16 protein-coding genes are annotated in these 17028 nt (G+C 70.2%); all 16 read right to left on the bottom strand.

Annotation, left to right across the window (positions count from 1 at the left end):
• Positions 1 to 15: 15 nt before the first annotated feature.
• The gene (gene ispG, locus ABT254_RS14720; protein ID WP_351468713.1) at positions 16 to 1170 is read right to left on the bottom strand and encodes a flavodoxin-dependent (E)-4-hydroxy-3-methylbut-2-enyl-diphosphate synthase; all 1155 of its coding nucleotides are present in this window, start codon (positions 1168 to 1170) and stop codon (positions 16 to 18) included.
• Positions 1171 to 1174: 4 nt separating this feature from the next.
• Positions 1175 to 2197: an adenosyl-hopene transferase HpnH gene (gene hpnH / locus ABT254_RS14715; RefSeq protein WP_351468710.1), complete on the bottom strand. Its 1023-nt coding sequence runs from the start codon at positions 2195 to 2197 to the stop codon at positions 1175 to 1177.
• A gap of 5 nt (positions 2198 to 2202) precedes the next feature.
• Positions 2203 to 2844 carry a 5'-methylthioadenosine/S-adenosylhomocysteine nucleosidase family protein gene (locus ABT254_RS14710; RefSeq protein WP_351468707.1) on the bottom strand — a complete coding sequence of 214 codons (642 nt, stop codon included), beginning with the start codon at positions 2842 to 2844 and terminating at the stop codon, positions 2203 to 2205.
• Positions 2844 to 4850, bottom strand: a complete 2007-nt coding sequence (gene shc / locus ABT254_RS14705; RefSeq protein ID WP_351468704.1) for a squalene--hopene cyclase — start codon at positions 4848 to 4850, stop codon at positions 2844 to 2846. The genes ABT254_RS14710 and shc overlap by 1 nt, the downstream gene beginning before the upstream one ends.
• Positions 4851 to 4966: 116 nt before the next feature.
• Complete coding sequence (locus ABT254_RS14700; RefSeq protein WP_351469142.1) at positions 4967 to 6031, bottom strand: polyprenyl synthetase family protein; 1065 nt, start codon at positions 6029 to 6031, stop codon at positions 4967 to 4969.
• 68 nt (positions 6032 to 6099) lie between these two features.
• Positions 6100 to 7530, bottom strand: coding sequence for a hydroxysqualene dehydroxylase HpnE (gene hpnE / locus ABT254_RS14695; protein ID WP_351468701.1), 1431 nt, complete (start codon positions 7528 to 7530; stop codon positions 6100 to 6102).
• Positions 7527 to 7664: a DUF6380 family protein gene (locus ABT254_RS14690; RefSeq protein WP_351468698.1), complete on the bottom strand. Its 138-nt coding sequence runs from the start codon at positions 7662 to 7664 to the stop codon at positions 7527 to 7529. Before ABT254_RS14690 ends, hpnE begins: the two co-directional genes overlap by 4 nt.
• Positions 7664 to 8614: a presqualene diphosphate synthase HpnD gene (gene hpnD / locus ABT254_RS14685; RefSeq protein WP_351468695.1), complete on the bottom strand. Its 951-nt coding sequence runs from the start codon at positions 8612 to 8614 to the stop codon at positions 7664 to 7666. The genes ABT254_RS14690 and hpnD overlap by 1 nt, the downstream gene beginning before the upstream one ends.
• Positions 8611 to 9498: a squalene synthase HpnC gene (hpnC, locus tag ABT254_RS14680; protein ID WP_450749429.1), complete on the bottom strand. Its 888-nt coding sequence runs from the start codon at positions 9496 to 9498 to the stop codon at positions 8611 to 8613. Before hpnC ends, hpnD begins: the two co-directional genes overlap by 4 nt.
• A 401-nt stretch (positions 9499 to 9899) precedes the next feature.
• Entirely contained in the window at positions 9900 to 10688 is a 789-nt protein-coding gene (locus ABT254_RS14675; protein WP_351468689.1) for an ABC transporter ATP-binding protein, read from the bottom strand.
• Entirely contained in the window at positions 10681 to 11610 is a 930-nt protein-coding gene (locus ABT254_RS14670; protein WP_351468687.1) for an ABC transporter permease, read from the bottom strand. The genes ABT254_RS14675 and ABT254_RS14670 overlap by 8 nt, the downstream gene beginning before the upstream one ends.
• Positions 11611 to 11706: 96 nt before the next feature.
• On the bottom strand, positions 11707 to 12579 hold the full coding sequence (locus tag ABT254_RS14665; protein ID WP_351469140.1) for a glycosyltransferase family 2 protein: 873 nt from the start codon (positions 12577 to 12579) through the stop codon (positions 11707 to 11709).
• Positions 12580 to 12584: 5 nt separating this feature from the next.
• Positions 12585 to 13364 carry a CDP-alcohol phosphatidyltransferase family protein gene (locus ABT254_RS14660; protein WP_351468684.1) on the bottom strand — a complete coding sequence of 260 codons (780 nt, stop codon included), beginning with the start codon at positions 13362 to 13364 and terminating at the stop codon, positions 12585 to 12587.
• Positions 13342 to 14403: an iron-containing alcohol dehydrogenase family protein gene (locus tag ABT254_RS14655; RefSeq protein WP_351468681.1), complete on the bottom strand. Its 1062-nt coding sequence runs from the start codon at positions 14401 to 14403 to the stop codon at positions 13342 to 13344. Before ABT254_RS14655 ends, ABT254_RS14660 begins: the two co-directional genes overlap by 23 nt.
• Positions 14391 to 15143, bottom strand: a complete 753-nt coding sequence (locus ABT254_RS14650; RefSeq protein ID WP_351468678.1) for a phosphocholine cytidylyltransferase family protein — start codon at positions 15141 to 15143, stop codon at positions 14391 to 14393. The genes ABT254_RS14655 and ABT254_RS14650 overlap by 13 nt, the downstream gene beginning before the upstream one ends.
• Positions 15140 to 16927, bottom strand: a complete 1788-nt coding sequence (locus ABT254_RS14645) for a DUF5941 domain-containing protein (RefSeq protein ID WP_351468676.1) — start codon at positions 16925 to 16927, stop codon at positions 15140 to 15142. The genes ABT254_RS14650 and ABT254_RS14645 overlap by 4 nt, the downstream gene beginning before the upstream one ends.
• Positions 16928 to 17028 lie beyond the last annotated feature (101 nt).

The raw sequence follows: 17028 nt of genomic DNA, 5'->3' as shown, positions 1-17028 counted from the left end.
TTCGGTCCGTGCTGTTCAGCTCACGGTGACGGCCGGCTCCCCCGACGCGCCGTCCTGTTCCATCTGTTCGGCGATCTTCATCGCTTCCTCGATGAGGGTCTCCACGATCTTCGACTCGGGTACGGTCTTGATGACCTCGCCCTTGACGAAGATCTGCCCCTTGCCGTTGCCGGAGGCGACCCCGAGGTCCGCCTCCCGCGCCTCACCCGGGCCGTTGACCACACAACCCATCACGGCTACCCGCAACGGGACTTCCATGCCCGTAAGTCCGGCCGTGACTTCGTCGGCCAGTTTGTAGACGTCGACCTGCGCGCGGCCGCAGGACGGACAGGAGACGATCTCCAGCCGGCGCTGCTTGAGGTTCAGCGCCTCCAGGATCTGCAGGCCGACCTTGACCTCCTCGGCGGGCGGGGCGCTGAGCGAGACCCTGATGGTGTCGCCGATGCCCTGCGAGAGCAGCGCCCCGAAGGCGACCGCCGACTTGATCGTGCCCTGGAAGGCGGGGCCGGCTTCCGTCACGCCGAGGTGGAGCGGGTAGTCGCACTGCGCGGCGAGCTGCTTGTACGCCTCGATCATCACGACCGGGTCGTTGTGCTTGACCGAGATCTTGATGTCCCGGAAGCCGTGCTCCTCGAAGAGGGACGCCTCCCACAGCGCACTCTCGACGAGCGCCTCCGGAGTGGCCCTGCCGTACTTCTGCAGCAGCCGCTTGTCCAGCGACCCGGCGTTGACCCCGATCCTGATCGGCGTGCCGTGGTCCTTCGCGGCCCGCGCGATCTCCTTCACCTGGTCGTCGAACTTCTTGATGTTGCCGGGGTTCACCCGCACCGCGGCACACCCGGCCTCGATGGCGGCGAACACGTACTTCGGCTGGAAGTGGATGTCCGCGATCACCGGGATCTGCGACTTGCGGGCGATGGTCGCGAGCGCGTCCGCGTCGTCCTGGGTGGGACAGGCGACACGGACGATCTGGCAGCCGGACGCGGTGAGCTCGGCGATCTGCTGGAGCGTGGCGCCGATGTCCGAGGTACGGGTCGTCGTCATCGACTGCACCGACACCGGGGCCCCGCCCCCGACCGCCACCGGCCCGACATGGATCTGCCGCGACACGCGCCGCTCGGCGATCGGCCGGGCCGGTACCTCGGGGACGCCCAAGGAGATGGCGGTCATCGCGTCACTCCCGGTTTCCGGAGACCGTCTCGCGCATCGCGCGCAGGGACTCCTTCAGGGAGCCCATGGTGGCGAGGACGGCGGTGGGCTCGTAGCCGCAGTGCGCCATGCAGTTGGCGCAGCGCGGGTCCTTGCCGCGGCCGTACTTGTCCCAGTCGGTCTCCTCGATGAGTTCGCGGTACGTCGGCACATACCCGTCGCTCATCAGGTAGCAGGGACGCTGCCAGCCGAAGAGCGAGTAGTTCGGAATCGCCCAGGCGGTGCAGGGGAAGTCGACCTTGCCCTCGAGGAAGTCGAGGAACAGCGGCGAGTGGTTCAGCCGCCACTTCCTGCGGTTGCCGCCCGCGAAGGCCTTCTTGAACAGCTCACGGGTCTGCTCCACGCCCAGGAAGTGCTCCTGGTCGGGCGCCTTCTCGTAGGCGTAGGCGGGCGAGATCATCATCTCGTCGACCTTGAGGTCGTCGTTGAGGAAGTTGAGCACCTCGATGACGGTCTGCGGGGTGTCCGTGTTGAAGAAGGTCGAGTTGGTGGTGACCCGGAAGCCGCGCCGCTTGGCCTCCTTGATCGCCTCCACGGCCTCGTCGAACACACCCTCCTTGGCCACCGACTCGTCGTGCCGCTCGCGCAGCCCGTCGATGTGCACGGCGAAGGCGAAATAGGGAGAGGGCTTGAACTTGTCCATCTTCTTGCGCAGCAGCATCGCGTTGGTGCAGAGGAAGACGTACTTCTTCCTCGCCACCAGCTGCCGCACGATCTCATCGATCTGAGGGTGCATCAGGGGCTCGCCGCCCGCGATCGACACCATGGGGGCACCGGATTCGAGCACCGCCCCGACGGCCTGCGCGACCGGCATGCGCTGCTTGAGCACACCCGCCGGATGCTGGATCTTGCCGCAGCCCTCGCACTTCAGATTGCACGCGAAGAGCGGTTCCAGCTCCACGATCAGCGGAAACTTGTCCCGCTTGCGGAGCTTCTGTTCAGCCAAGTACGTAGCGACCTTGATGGACTGACGCAGCGGCATGGCCATCTGGCTCACCTCCTGGGGAGCAGCAAAGAACGGTGCCATTCGAAGAAAGCTGGAAGTACGGCACGAAGGACACGGAAAGCTGATATTCCACCGCGGACCGTGCCGATTCGAACAAGTTCATGTTCAGGAGCGTCCACGACCACCCGCACGGCCGCAACCGGGCGCGCGCCGGTGCGCACGGCGCTCAGAAGCGTCGCCGCGGACTCCATGTCGACCGCGATCGCGCCGGTCGCGAGCAGATCCGACCGCTCGGGACCGCGTACGACATGATCGGAGCCGGTGACGGGACCGGTGTGGACGGTGCGCCCGGGCACGGCGCGCCCGAGCTCCTTGACGAGCAGGTCGGTCCCCACGCACGGAACGGTTCCGTCCGGGTCCCGGGTCTCCTCGGCGACGACCAGGTCCCCGGGGTGCATGCCGGGGGCGAGCCCCGCGCAGAAACCGGTGGCCAGCACGGCCGCCCCGCTCCAGGCCGGGTCTGCGAGCATCCGGGTGACGGAGCGCTCGGCCGCCTTGGGCCCCATGCCCGTACGGAGCAGGGTGACGGGCCCGCCGGCCCCGCCCCGGTCGCCGGCGCGCAGGGCGAGGTGCTCGATGCCGAGCGCGCAGGCGATCAGCAGCGGGGCCGGGGCGGGCAGGGTGCTCATCAGCCCCCCTCGGCCTCGGCGAGAGGCTTCTTGGAGAAGGGCTCGCCATGGACGTAGCGGCCGAGTGCGGTCAGCGGGAAGACCTGCCGGTAGAGGTGGTAGTTGATCGAGAAGTCCCAGGGGAAGCCGGTCCCGGTGAAGTACGGCTCGTCCCAGGAACCGTCCTCCCGCTGGGTGGCCGCGAGCCATTCGACGCCGCGCTCGACGGCCTTGGAGTCCTTCTCCCCCGCGGCCAGCAGGGCCATCAGCGCCCACGCCGTCTGCGAGGCGGTGGAGGCACCCCTGCCCCTCCACTCCTCGACGTACTTGTAGGAGCGCAGGTCCTCGCCCCAGCCGCCGTCGTCGTTCTGCACCGACTCCAGCCAGGCCACGGCCCGCCGGATCGCCGGGTGCGAGCCGGGGAAGCCCGCCGCGACGAGGGCGGGTACGACCGATCCGGTGCCGTAGACGTAGTTGACGCCCCAGCGCCCGAACCACGAGCCGTCCGGCTCCTGCTCGGCGAGCAGCCACTCGATGCCGCGGCGGGTGCGAGGGTCGTGCGAGAGGCCCTCGACGGCCAGCATCTCCACCACGTGGGCGGTCACGTCGGCGGACGGCGGGTCGATGACCTCGCCGAAGTCGCAGAACGGCAGCCGGTTCGGGAACGGGCTGGTGTTGTCGACGTCGAAGGCGCCCCACGCCCCGTTCTTCGACTGCATCCCGAGGTTCCAGCGCACCCCGCGCCCGATCGCCTTCTCCACCCGCTCCGGGTCGTGGTGCTTGACCCGGCGCAGCGCGAGGACGACCTCGGCGGTGTCGTCGATGTCGGGGTAGTTGTCGTTGTGGAACTCGAACGCCCAGCCGCCGGGCGGCAGTTGGGGTCTCCTGACGGCCCAGTCGCCGGGCCGGACGATCTCCTCGCCGAGCATCCAGTCGGCGGCCTTGACGAGCTGTGGATCGTCGGCGGGCACCCCCGCGTCGACGAGCGCGATGGTGGCCAGGCAGGTGTCCCACACGGGCGACTGACAGGCCTCGATCATCCGGGCGCCGTCCTCGCGCCACACGGCGAAACGGTCCAGCGACGCCAGGCCCTCGCGCAGCACGGGATGTTCGAGGTCGTAGCCCAGCAGATACAGGGCGATCACCGAGTACACGGCCGGCGGCTGGATGCCGCCCCAGCAGCCGTCGTTCTCCTGCCGCTCGATGATCCAGCGGGCCGCGGAGTTCATGGCCGCCTTGCGCAGTCTGCGCGGGATGACCTTGCGCGCCTGGTGCAGCACCTTGTCCAGGCGCTGGAAGGCGCCGTCCCAACTAGCCGCCGGCGCAAGGGGCTTGGGGGGGTTCGGGTTGGCCGGGTCGATGTGCAGCTCGTCGAGCGCAAAGGGCGCGGGCCGCACCGGCCGCTTGGCGGAGACGACCGTCAGCGGGACGATCGTCTGCCGCGCCCAGCACCCGAAGTCGTAGATGTTGAGCGGTACCCACTTGGGGAAGTAGATGAGCTCCGGCGGAAGTTCGGGCAGGTCCTCCCACTTCCACCAGCCGAACAGGGCGAGCCAGATCCGGGTGAAGACCCGGGCCGCGGCGATGCCGCCCTGCTCGCGGATCCAGGCGGAGGCCCGCGCCATGTGCGGAGCGCCGGGCGTGTCGCCCGCCAGACGCAGGGCGACGTATGCCTCGATGGTGGTGGAGAGTTCGCCCGGTCCGCCGTAGAAGGTGGCCCAGGTGCCGTCCTCGCGCTGCTCGCCGCGGATGAACAGGGCGGCGGCGCGCGCGGTGTCCTCGTCCAGGATGCCCAGGAACTGCCGAAGGAGCAGGTCCTCGGCGTCCATGGTCACGTTGGTCTCGAGGTCGCCCTTCCACCAGCCCTCGGGGTCCTGCCGGGACAGCAGGAACTCGGTGGAGCGCTGGACGGCGCGTACGGCGGCATCGCGCACCCCCGCCGCCACGGGGCTCGTGCTGTCGGTTTCGCTGGCCGAGGCTGCCCGGGGCGGCAATGCCCCGGTGCTTCCGTCGGTCGTCGCTGTCATGGCTTCCCCTTCGTGCAGTCGTACACATCGTGCTGCTGTGGGTCCGCCGTCGGCCGGTGCTCGTGTTCCCGCGACACCGGCCGGCGACTACGCGAGGGCTATTCGACCGATAGCGATCATCTCTTTCGTACGACGACGAAGTCGGCGAGCGCCGTGAACCGGTCCCGCACCGGGTCGGGCATGTCGATGGCGTGCAGCGCCTGGATGGCGGTGTTGTGCTGACGGCGGGCCTCTTCGGCGGTCCACTCGCGGCCGCCCGCCTCCTCGATGAGGGCGGCGCGGGAGGCGAACTCCTCCTCGGAGAAGTTCTCGAAGTCGCTGCTCTTGGCGTCGGCCGCGAGGATCTCGCCGAGCCGCTCGGAGGCCGAGCCGCCCGCCGCGAGCGCGGCCACGACCGGCAGCGACTTCTTGCGCTGGCGCAGATCGCTCCAGGTCTGCTTGCCGGTGGAGACAGGGTCGCCCCAGATGCCGAGCAGGTCGTCGACGGCCTGGAAGGCGAGGCCCAGGTGGTAGCCGTACTTCTCCAGGGTGTCGGCGGTGCGGTCGTCCGCGCCGCCGAGCACCGCGCCGATGGAGGAGGCGCAGGCGAGCAGGGCGCCGGTCTTGTTGCCCTCCATCTCCAGGCACTCCTCGACGCTGACGCGGTCGCGGTGCTCGTAGGAGATGTCCTGCGCCTGGCCGTCGATCAGGGCGCGGGTGGCGGTGGTCAGACGTCGGGTGGCGCGACCGGCCTCGACGGTGCCGAGCTCCAGCAGGATCTCGTTGGCGAGGGCGAACAGGGCGTCACCGACGAGGATCGCCTGGGCGGGGCCGTGCACCTTCCAGACGGTGTCGCGGTGGCGGCGCTGCTCGTCGCCGTCCATCAGGTCGTCGTGCAGCAGCGAGAAGTTGTGGACGAGTTCGACGGCCACGGCGCCGGGGATGCCGACCTCGGGTGCGGCGCCGGTGACCTCGGCGGACAGGACCGCGAGGGCGGGGCGCACGGCCTTGCCGCCGTCGCCTTCGGCGGGGTTGCCCTCGGCGTCGATCCAGCCGAAGTGGTAGGCGGAAACGGTGTCCATGGGAGGGGCCAGGCGGTCGACGGCCGCCCGCAGTACCGGTGTGGCAAGGGTCCGGCCGCGCTCCAGGAGCGCGGTCACGTCCACTGCGGTCGCTCGATCGGCCGTCTCGGCCGGGGGCACAGTGGGCACAGTCTCTCCTCTTGTTGCGGTACCGGGGGTGCGGGGGCCTGCCGCGTGCTGATCGAGCATCACGCCGCCTCCTCGACGTCGAAGAGGTGACTCGGGCGGGGCCGGCCCAGGGTGGCGAGGGCGGCGTCCGCCGCACTCACTCCACTGCGGACCGCACTCTCCATGGTCGCGGGCCACCCTGTGGCGGTCCACGCTCCGGCCAGGTAGAGGCCGGGGGCTTTGGTACGGGCGCCGGGCCGCAGCCGTCCGACGCCGGGGGTGGGGGCGAACGTCGCCGTGCGCTCCCTGGTCACGAAGAAGTCCTTCACCTGCGCACCGCGCGCACCCGGAAGCAGCCGTTCCAGCTCGGGCAGGTAGCGCTCGCGCAGCACGGCGACCGGCTCGTCGATCTCGTCCTCGGCGGCCGACTGGGACAGGGCGAGGTACTGGCCCTCGCGCAGCCCGGAGGCCTCGGTGCGGTCGAAGACCCACTGCACGGGGGTGCCCAGGGCCGCGAAGAACGGCTTGTGCAGCACCTTGCGGTCGTAGACGACATGGACGTTGAGGATCGGCGCGGTGCCGATCCGAAGAAGATTTTCCGGGGCGTCCAGCGCGCCCTGAGGCAGCAGGTGGTGGGCCTCGCGCTGGGGTACGGCGAGCACGACGGCGTCGGCGGTGAGGCTCTCGCCGGGAACCTGAACGCTCCAGCGCCCGTTTTCGTCAGTGAGGACGGAGGTGACGCGTGTACGGACCTCGGTACGGACGCCCGCGGAGTCGAGCGCCTTGCGGGCGAGCCGGTCGTGCAGTTCGCCCAGCGGGACGTGCGCCCATCCGATGTCGGCCGCGCCCGGGTCGGACAGCAGACCGGTCTTGAACACCATCGCGGCGAGCCCCAGCGAGGCGTCGCCCGCGACCGCGTTGAGGGTGGCGACCCCGACCAGGTCCCACAGGGCCTCGACGGCACGCGCCGACTGACCGTGCGCGGTCAGCCAGCTGCCGAAGTCCTGTGTGTCCAGGTCCGGATCGGCGAGGTCGAGCCCCTTGAGCGCGAGCGCGGCACGGCCCACCTTGGCCCGCTCGGCGAGCGAGAGATGCGGATACGTGGCGAGGCTGCGCCCCAGATGCAGGGGCACCGGCAGCGCATCGCGCCGCAGTCTGCCCAGTCGCCGTCCCTCGGGCTTGTCGACGTCGAGTACGGGCACGTCGAGACGATCCTGCAGCGGTGCCAGCGCCGTTCCCTCGATGCGGTCGAGGAACCAGCGGTAGGCGGTGCAGCAGCGCAGGTAGACATGCTGTCCGTTGTCGACGGTCAGTTCGCCGCGCTGGAAGGAGAAGGCCAGACCGCCCAGTCTCGGCCTGCCCTCGACCAGGGTGACGCGGACTCCCGCGTCGGCGAGTGCGAGTGCGGCGGTGATGCCGGCCAGCCCGCCGCCGACCACGACGGCGTCCCTCGCGGAACGCCCCGCCGGATCCGCGAGCGGCTCGTCGGCCCGCGTGCCGTCGTCGCTCATCGTGCGCCCTCCCCTGCGCGACCGCCGTGGTTGAACGGTGCACGGCCGACCGCTGCACTCAGGGACGCCGTCCCCAGCCGGAGGGTTGCGTGCCGCTTTTCGTCGGCGACATCACCTTGGCCCTGTTTGTCCATCAGGCGCGCCTCCTGACGGTCCTGCGCGTCACATGCCGGGCATCCAGGCCGGACAGTCCGCGCACGGCGACGTAGGCCTTCTCCCGGCCGGGCAGCGAGACCCGGCCGCGCAGCACTGCCTCGGGGTCGCGCTCGATGCGGTCGAGCAGCCGGCGGTAGATGCCGGCCATGGCGGCCACGCAGGCGCCGCTGCGCCGGTCCAGCATGGGCAGCAGCCGGTAGCCCTCGGCGAAAAGGGCGCGGGCCCGTCGCACTTCGAAGTGCACGAGGCCCGCGAAGTCGGAGCCTTCGGGGGGTGTCGGCCCGTTGAACCCGGCCGAGCACCCGAACTTCGCGAGGTCGTCGGAGGGCAGATAGGTGCGGCCGCCCTCGGCGTCCTCGCGGACGTCTCTGAGGATGTTGGTGAGCTGCAGCGCGAGGCCCAGGGTGTCGGCGTACTCCGGGGCTCGATCGGCGCCGCGCGCCCCGGGTTCCGTGCCGAACACGCCGAGCGAGAGCCGTCCGATGGCGCCCGCGACGCAGCGGCAGTAGACCTTCAGGTCGTCCCAGGTCTCGTAGGTCTCGCCGCGTACGTCCATCAGCACGCCGTCGATCAGCTCGTCCAGGCCGTCGAGCGGGATCGGGAAGGTCTCGGCGGCATGGGCGAGGGCGACGGCGACGGGGTCGATGTCGTCCTCGGCGACCGACCCCTCCCGCACCCGGGTCAGCAGCGCCCGGGTGTCCTCGAGTCTTTCCGCCTTGACCTCGCCGGCCAGTGCGCCGTCGCCGATGTCGTCGACGCGCCGGGAGAACGCGTAGAGCGCCGACATCGCGCGGCGCTTGGGCGTCGGCAGCAGCCTGATGCCGTACGCGAAGTTACGGGCCTGCTGTCCGGTGACGGCCTCGCAGTAGCTGTAGGCGGCGAGTACCGGTGCGGACACGTGTTGTTCCGACTCCACGGTCCGGATCACCCCTCTCCTCGCAGAGTCACGCCCACCTCGCGCAGCAGCTGGACCTTGCCGGGCTTGGGCGGGCCGGGAAGTACGTCGTAGTCAGCGGCGGCGATCGCCTTGACCGCCGCCCTTCCCCCCGCCACGAATCCCGCGAGCAGCAGCTTCAACCTGCCGTGGACGCTACCCACGAGGGGGGCGCCTTCATTCAGGAGATCGCGGGCGCGTTCTGCTTCGTACGCAACCAGTGCGCGCAACGATGCGCCCGCGGTGGGCGTGGCGAGATCCGCCTCTTGGACATGGAAGTGCTTCATGTCCTCGGCGGGCAGGTAGATGCGGTCGCGGCCGAGGTCCTCGGCGACGTCCTGCAGGTGTTCGACGATCTGGAGGGCGGTGCAGATCGCGTCGGAGAGGCGGATGCGTTCGGGAGTCGAGGTGCCGGTGACGGACAGGACCAGGCGGCCGACGGGATTGGCCGACAGTTCGCAGTACGCGAGCAGGTCGTCGTAGGTCTCGTAGCGGCTGACGAGCTGGTCCTGGCGGTTGGCGGCGATCAGGCCGAGGAAGGGCTCGGGGGTGAGCGAGCAGCGGCGGACCGTGTGCTGGAGGCGGCGCATCAGGGGGTGGCGCGGGGTCGAGTCGAAGACCCGGTTCAGATCGGCCTCGAAGGCGTCCAGGAGCAGCAGCCGGTCCTCGGCCTCCTCGGGCGACACGCCGAGCAGACGAGCGTCGGCGCCGCCGGGGGCCAGGTCGCCGTCGCCGATGTCGTCGACCAGACGGGCGAATCCGTACACGGCCATGAGGTCGGCGCGCCAGGCCCTGGGCAGGAAGAAAGGTGCCACGGGGAAGTTCTCGCCCGCGGCCTTGTCGAGCGTGTCGCGCTCCGGATCAACGGCATGCGACATGCCGGTTCCCGTCACCGGTGACTGCCCGGGGCGGGGACGGCACATGCTGCGTTCAGCTGGGGAGTTTCCGTAGCCATTGCCGTCACATCTCCCGTTCTACACTGCCGACCCAATGCATACTATTTCGGACACGCCGCCCGGCCGTCCGCGCGGCTGCCCCGGCTGAGGGTGTCGCGCATTATCGCCCCACTTGCCGCGTTTCGGGACCGGTACAGCTTACGTTGTACAACGCAGCGAGGTTCCCTGGGGTGTCCTGCACATCACAACAACACACCGATTGGCGTCAAGATTCCTAAGGCGAGACCGAGTTGACGTTTCCTTTGCAGACGCGGGGCCCCGCCGCAGAGGTTGCGGCGAGGCCCCGCCATCCGTCCTGGCCGGAACGTCCAGGCCCGGGTGGACTACTTGCCGGTGAACTTCTCGTACTCCTTGAGGACCTCTTCGGTCGGTCCGTCCATGCGCAGCTCGCCGCGTTCCAGCCACAGGACGCGGTCGCAGGTGTCGCGGATCGACTTGTTGTTGTGGCTGACGAGAAACACCGTGCCGGCCTCCTTGCGCAGCTCACGGATGCGTTCCTCGGAGCGCTTCTGGAACTTGCGGTCACCGGTCGCCAGCGCCTCGTCGATCATCAGGACGTCGTGGTCCTTGGCGGCGGCGATGGAGAACCGCAGTCGGGCCGCCATACCGGAGGAGTAGGTGCGCATCGGCAGGGTGATGAAGTCGCCCTTCTCGTTGATGCCCGAGAAGTCGACGATCTCCTGGTAGCGCTCCTTGATCTGCTCGCGGGACATCCCCATGGCGAGCCCGCCCAATATGACGTTCCGCTCACCGGTCAGGTCGTTCATCAGGGCCGCGTTCACGCCCAGCAGCGAGGGCTGCCCATTGGTGTAGACGCGGCCCTTCTCCGCCGGGAGCAGCCCGGCGATGGCGCGCAGCAGGGTCGACTTGCCGGAGCCGTTGGAGCCGATGAGGCCGATGGCCTCGCCGCGGTAGGCGACGAAGGAGACACCCTTGACGGCGTGCACCTTGCGCACCCCGCGCTCCTCGCCGCGCTTGATGATCCGGCTGAGGGCGGCGGTGGCGCTGCCCTTGCCGGTCTTGGCGCCGTGCACGCGGTAGACGATGTGGAGCTCGTCGGCGATGACGGTGGGGATCCGCTCGCCGCTCTGCCGGTCGGTCTGCTCAGCCACGGCCGTACCTCTCCTCCGCCTTCCAGAAGTACACGAACCCGCCGAGGGCGATCAGGGCGGCCCAGCCACCCGCGACCACCCAGACGTGGTCAGGGAGGTTCTCAGAGCCGTAGCCGTCGATGAGCGCGAAGCGCATCAGGTCCATGTAGATCGCGGCCGGGTTCCACTGCAGGACGTTCGCCAGCCACTGCGGCTTGTCGGCCAGCATGATCGGGATGGAGAACATCACGCCGGACGCGTACATCCACGTCCGCATCACGAACGGCATGAGCTGCGCGAGGTCGGGGGTCTTGGCGCCCGCGCGGGCCATGATCAGCGCGAGTCCGGTGTTGAACAGGAACTGCAGGGCCAGCACCGGGACGATCAGCAGCCAGGACAGGTCCGGGAGACTGCCGAAGCCGATCGCCACGGCGAACAGCACGATCATCGAGAACAGCAGCTGCTGGAGCTGCTGGAGCGCGAAGGAGATCGGCAGCGAGGCGCGCGGGAAGTGCAGGGCGCGGACCAGGCCGAGGTTGCCGGAGATCGCGCGGACGCCCGCCATCACCGAGCTCTGCGTGAAGGTGAACACGAACACGCCGGTGACCAGGAATGGGATGTAGACCTCGCGGGGCAGTCCGCGGTTGGCCTTGAGGATCATGCCGAAGATGAAGAAGTAGACGGCCGCGTTCAGCAGCGGCGTGGCCACCTGCCACAGCTGGCCCAACTTGGCCTGGCTGTACTGGGCGGTCAGCTTCGCCCGGGAGAAGGCGAGGATGAAGTGACGCCGGTCCCAGAGCTGGCGGACGTACTCGACAAGGGAGGGCCGGGCGCCGCTCACGGTCAGCCCGTACTTGGCGGCCAGCCGGCTCGCCGGGAGGCCCTCGTCGGGCGGCACGGCCGCGCCCAGGGCGACCGTGCCGTCGTGCGTTGTCTCACTCACTGGTGGAAACTTTCGTCTTCGGGATGCGCAGCCTGTGCGGGCATGGGCAAGAGCCTGGGGCCCGGGCGGGGCCGATTGCTCACTGGAACGAGCTTGTCAGATCACCGGAGGTCGGCCCAGCCGGGTCAGCCGCCACACCGTACGCCACTTCATCGGCCTGCGTGGCCCGCACGGAGTGGTCCAGCCTTCCCGGAACCCGCCGAACCATGCCTTCAGTGCGGGCCGCGAGGGGCGGCGGACGAGGGTGAGCAGCAGCCAGACCCCGAGGTAGACAGGGATCAGCGGGGTCGGAAGGTTGCGGCGGGCCAGCCAGACCCGGTTGCGGGCGACCATGCGGTGGTAGACCGCGTGCCGTGAGGGCGCGGTCGTCGGGTGGTACAGCACCATGTCGGACCGGTAGTCGATCATCCAGCCCGCGTCGAGGGCCCGCCATGCCAGGTCGGTTTCCTCGTGTGCGTAGAAGAATTCGTCCGGGAGCCCGCCGACCTCGGCGAAGACCTTCGTGCGGACGGCGTTGGCGCCGCCGAGGAAGGTGGTGACCCGGGAGGAGCGCATCGGGTCGGCGGCGCGCAGGCGCGGCACGTGGCGGCGCTGGGTGACCCCGCTGTCGGGGTCGGCGATGCGGAAACTGATGATGCCGAGCTCCGGGTCGGCCTCGAAGGCCTGCCGGCACAGCTCGGCGGTGTCGTGCTGGGCGAGGAGCCCGTCGTCGTCGAGGAACATCAATATGTCGACCTCGCGGCCGCTGGGGCCGAAGGCCTCGATGCCGACGTTGCGGCCGCCGGGGATGCCGAGGTTCTCGGGCAGCTCGATCGTACGGACGCCCTCGGGGACGTCCGGGACCGGCGAGCCGTTGCCGACCACGACCACCTCGACCCGGTCGCCGTCCTGCTTGGCGACCGAGTCGAGCAGGGCGCGGAGCTCGTCGGGGCGGTTGCCCATGGTGATGATCACCGCGCCGACCTTCATGCCGCTCACTTCAGCCTGCTGGAAGCGAGGATGGACACCAGGTGCAGCAGGGTCTGCAGCAGCGCGATGCCGGCGAGTACGGCGACTCCGAGGCGGGAGAAGAACAGGTCACCGCGCATCTGGTCGACGATCGCCAGGACCAGGATCAGCAGGGACGCCTCGATGCCGAGGATCAGCCGGTGGAACTTGAACGCGGCGGCGGCCCGGCGAGCCAGCGCCATCCCGGAGGAGCGCATCTCGGCGGCGGACTCCTGGACCGGCGGCTTGCCCGTTTGGTGCCGGGCGACGCCCACCAGGTCGGTCTCCGCCTTGATCAGGATGGCGCCGAGCGCGGCCAGGGTGCCGAGGAAGGCCCACAGCCAGTCGATTCGGCCGCTGCCCCACAGGTCGGCGGAGCGCAGCCCGAAGCCCACGAGAACGGCGGCGTCGGTGAGGTAGGCGCCGACCCGGTCCAGGTAGACGCCGCCCAGTGAGTACTGCTTCTTCCAGCGCGCGATCTCGCCGTCGACGCAGTCCAGCAGCAGGTACATCTGCACGCAGACCACGCCGAGCACGGCGCCCGTGATCCCCGGCACCAGCAGGGCCGGGGCCGCGAGCACGCCGAAGAGGGTCATCAGATACGTGAGCTGGTTGGGCGTGACCCTGGTGTTCACCAGGTAGCGGTCGACCCGCAGGGACACCTCACGCATGTAGAGGCGTCCCATCCAGTGCTCACCGCTGCGCCGGTCCTTGACCCCCGCGGGGTGGACGACCGGGCGGAGTTCAGCTACCGATGGCCTTGACATAGTCGGCGTAAATGTCCTTGATCTGGTCGGTTGTGAGGTCGAGGTGTTCGAGGATCGTGTAGCGGCCGGGCCGGGTCTCCGGGGCGAACTCCACGGCGCGGACGAACTCGTCCACCGTGAAGCCGATCTCCTCCGGAAGCACCGGAAGCCCGTGCCGGCGCAGCACCTCGGCCGTGTACGCCGACTCCTCGTGCGCGCCACGCAGGTACATCGCGAAGGCGGCGCCGAGGCCGCACTGCTCGCCGTGGCTGGCGGCCCGCTTGGGGTAGAGCAGGTCGAAGGCGTGGTTGATCTCGTGGCAGGAGCCGGAGGCGGGGCGCGAGTCACCGGAGATCGACATCGCGATGCCGGTGAGGACCAGCGCCTCGGCGAGCACCTGGAGGAAGTCGTTGTCGCCGATGCCGCCGGGGTGGCGGAGCACCGCCTCGCCCGCCTGGCGGGCCATGGCGGCGGCGAGGCCGTCGATCTTCTCCCCGTTGACGCGGTTGGACAGCTCCCAGTCCGCGATCGAGTTGATGTTGGAGATCGCGTCGCCGATGCCCGCGCGCACGAAGCGCGCCGGCGCCTGGCGGATGACGTCCAGGTCGATGACGGCCGCGATCGGGTTCGGCACGCCGTAGGAGCCGCGGCCCGCGTCGTTGTCGAGGGTGGCGACCGGCGAGCACAGACCGTCGTGCGCGAGGTTCGTCGGCACGGCGACCAGGGGCAGGCCGACCCGCGCCGCGGCGAACTTGGCACAGTCGATGATCTTGCCGCCGCCGAGGCCGACGACGGCGTCGTAGCGGCCGGCCTTTATGTCGCCGGCCAGCCGCACCGCGTCGTCGAGGGTGCCGCCGCCGACCTCGTACCAGGTGGCGCCGGGCAGGGCCGGGGCGATGCGCTCGCGCAGCCGGGCGCCGGAGCCGCCGCTGACGGCGACGGCGAGCCGACCCGAGGTCGAGATGCGCTCGTCGGCCAGCACGCAGGCCAGATCGTCGAGGGCACCCGGGCGGATGTCCACGACGAGCGGCGAGGGGATGAGCCGGGTCAGTACTGGCACGCGATCTCCCGTCCGCGGGCGAGATCGTCGTGGTTGTCGATCTCGACCCACTTGACGTCGCCGATCGGAGCCGCGTCGATGGTGAAGCCGACGTTGATGAGCTCCTGGTACCCGTGCTCGTAGAACTGCTGCGGGTCCCTCTCCCAGACGGTCTTCAGCGCCTCCCCGAGTTCCTCGGCGGCCGAGCCCTCGATCAGCGTGACGCCGATGTACTCACCGGTGGCCTCGGCCGGGTCCATCAGCTTGGTGATCCGCTGGACGCCCAGGTCGGGGTCCACGACGACCTTCATCTCCTCGTCGGCGAGGGGCTTCACGGTGTCCACGGCCAGGATGATCTGCTTGAACTCGTCCCGCGCGGCGAGCAGCGTCTTCTCGACGGAGACCGGGTGGACGGTGTCGCCGTTGGCGAGGATCACACCGTCCTTGAGGGCGTCACGGCCGCACCACAGGGAGTAGGCGTTGTTCCACTCCTCGGCCTTGTCGTTGTCGATGAGGGTGAGCTTCAGACCGTACTTCTGCTCCAGGGCGGCCTTGCGCTCGTACACGGCCTCCTTGCGGTAGCCGACGATGATCGCGACCTCGGTCAGACCGATCTCCGCGAAGTTGGCGAGGGTGAGGTCGAGAACCGTGGGTTCGCCCTCTATGCCCGCGGGGCCCACCGGCACCAGCGCCTTGGGCAGGCTGTCGGTGTAGGGGCGCAGACGGCGTCCGGCGCCGGCCGCCAGCACGAGGCCGATCATGCGGGTTCTCCTTCATCGTGTACGGCGGGCGCCCCTGAGGACACCCAGAAGCGGGCGCTCTCGACGAGCACCACCAAGGCGACGGTCACGGCGAGCACCGCGAGCGCGACCTTGAACTGCGAGGCGGTGAGCGCGGCGGCCAGGACGGTGACCAGCAGCGTCCGTCCTTCATGCCCCCCGATGGCGCGCACCAGCCAGGCCGGGGGCGCTCCGGCGTTGCCGCGGATGCGATACACCGTGTCGTAGTGATGGTAGGCGACGGCCGCCACCAGCCCGAAAGCCGCTGGCAGCGCTTCGTTCACGTCCCCTTTGGCCGCGAGGACCAGGACGGTGCCGTACTCGGCGAACCGGAACAGCGGGGGAACCAGCCAGTCGAGGGCACCCTTGAGGGGGCGGTACAGGGCCTGACCGGCGGTGCTCGTGTACACGACGGCACCGGCGACGGGCGCCCAGGTCACCCCGGAGAAGAGGGCCACGGCGAGGATGGCGGTACCGGCCGCGGCGACCAGCAGCGGGGCGCCGAGGCGAGCCCCTGTGGTACGCGCCACGAGGGAGGCGAGCGGCCCGTTGTCCGCGAGGTCCGCCAGGGCCTGCGCCGCCCGGTCCGTGCGCCGGGCCTTGCGGGTCAGCGAGCGGAGCACCCGGCCCGCGGTCGTGTAAGTCGCCGCGCACGCGCAGCCGATGAGCAGCACGTAGAAGGTGACGCGGGGTGTCGTGACCGCCGTCAGGACCGCGATCATCGCCCAGCGCTCACCGATCGGCAGCACGATCATGCGGCGCACCCACACCGTCCAGCCGACGCTGTCCAGCCTGCCGGAAAGGGCCGCCGTGGGGCTGGTGTTGGCGGTGGTGTCGTGGTTGGCCTCGTTGAAGGAGAAGTCGACGACGTGCCGGCAGGTCTGCAGGAGTATCGCGCCGAGCGCCAGCGCCCATACGTCGTCGCCGCCGCGGGCCGCTCCCAGCGCCAGGCCCGCGTAGTAGGCGTACTCCTTGGCCCGGTCGAAGGTGGCGTCCAGCCAGGCGCCGAGCGTGGAGTACTGCAGGGAGTAGCGGGCCAACTGGCCGTCGGTGCAGTCCAGTACGAAGGACGCGATCAGCAGGACGCCCGCGGCGACGAAGCCCGTCCGGGTGCCGGTGGCCGCGCAGCCCGCCGCGATCAGCGCGGTGAGCAGGGAGGCGGTGGTGACCTGGTTGGGGGTCAGGCCGCGGCGGGCGCACCAGCGGGCGATGTAGCGGGAGTACGGGCTGATGAAGAACGTGGTGAAGAAACCGTCGCGGGCCTTCACCGCCGACTTCAGGCGTACGGCCTCCTCGTCGACGTTCGCGACGGCCTGCCGTGCCTCGTTGCGGGACTGCGGGTCGGCGGGGACGGCGGCGACCAGGCTGCCGAGTTCCGGGCGGTGCACATCGGCGCCGTCGCTGTCGAGGGCGGTGACGATGCGGTCGGCGAGGCTGTCGACGGCGAGTGCCGTGCCGCCGCCTGCCGAGTTCTCGCGGGCCATCGCACGGGTCAGGGTCTGGCGCCCGGCCGGCTGGGCCGTGACGGCGCCCGGGATCGCGACGAGCGGGAAGCGGGGGTCGGTGAGGCCGAGGCGCAGGGCGTGCAGATGGCCCACGAAGCGGGCGTCGACCACGGCGACCCGCTGGCCGCCGGGGACCTGGGCCAGCAGTGTCTCGGCGTCGGCGGTGTCGGCGGCGATCCGTACGTCGAAGCCGAGGGACCGCAGATCGCCCTCGATCGACGATCCGGGGACCGGCTGACCGGTGAGGATGGCGGTCGACAACCGAACTCACTCCCTGGGTGCCGACGCGCCGGCGCCGGTCATGTGCATGGTAGGCGCCCCTTGGCTGCACCAGGCGGGCGGCATGTCCGCAGAGGCTATCG

The sequence above is a fragment of the Streptomyces sp. NPDC001137 genome, from assembly GCF_040298885.1.
Taxonomy (GTDB): Bacteria; Actinomycetota; Actinomycetes; order Streptomycetales; family Streptomycetaceae; genus Streptomyces.
This window is presented reverse-complemented; position numbering and strand designations above follow the sequence as displayed.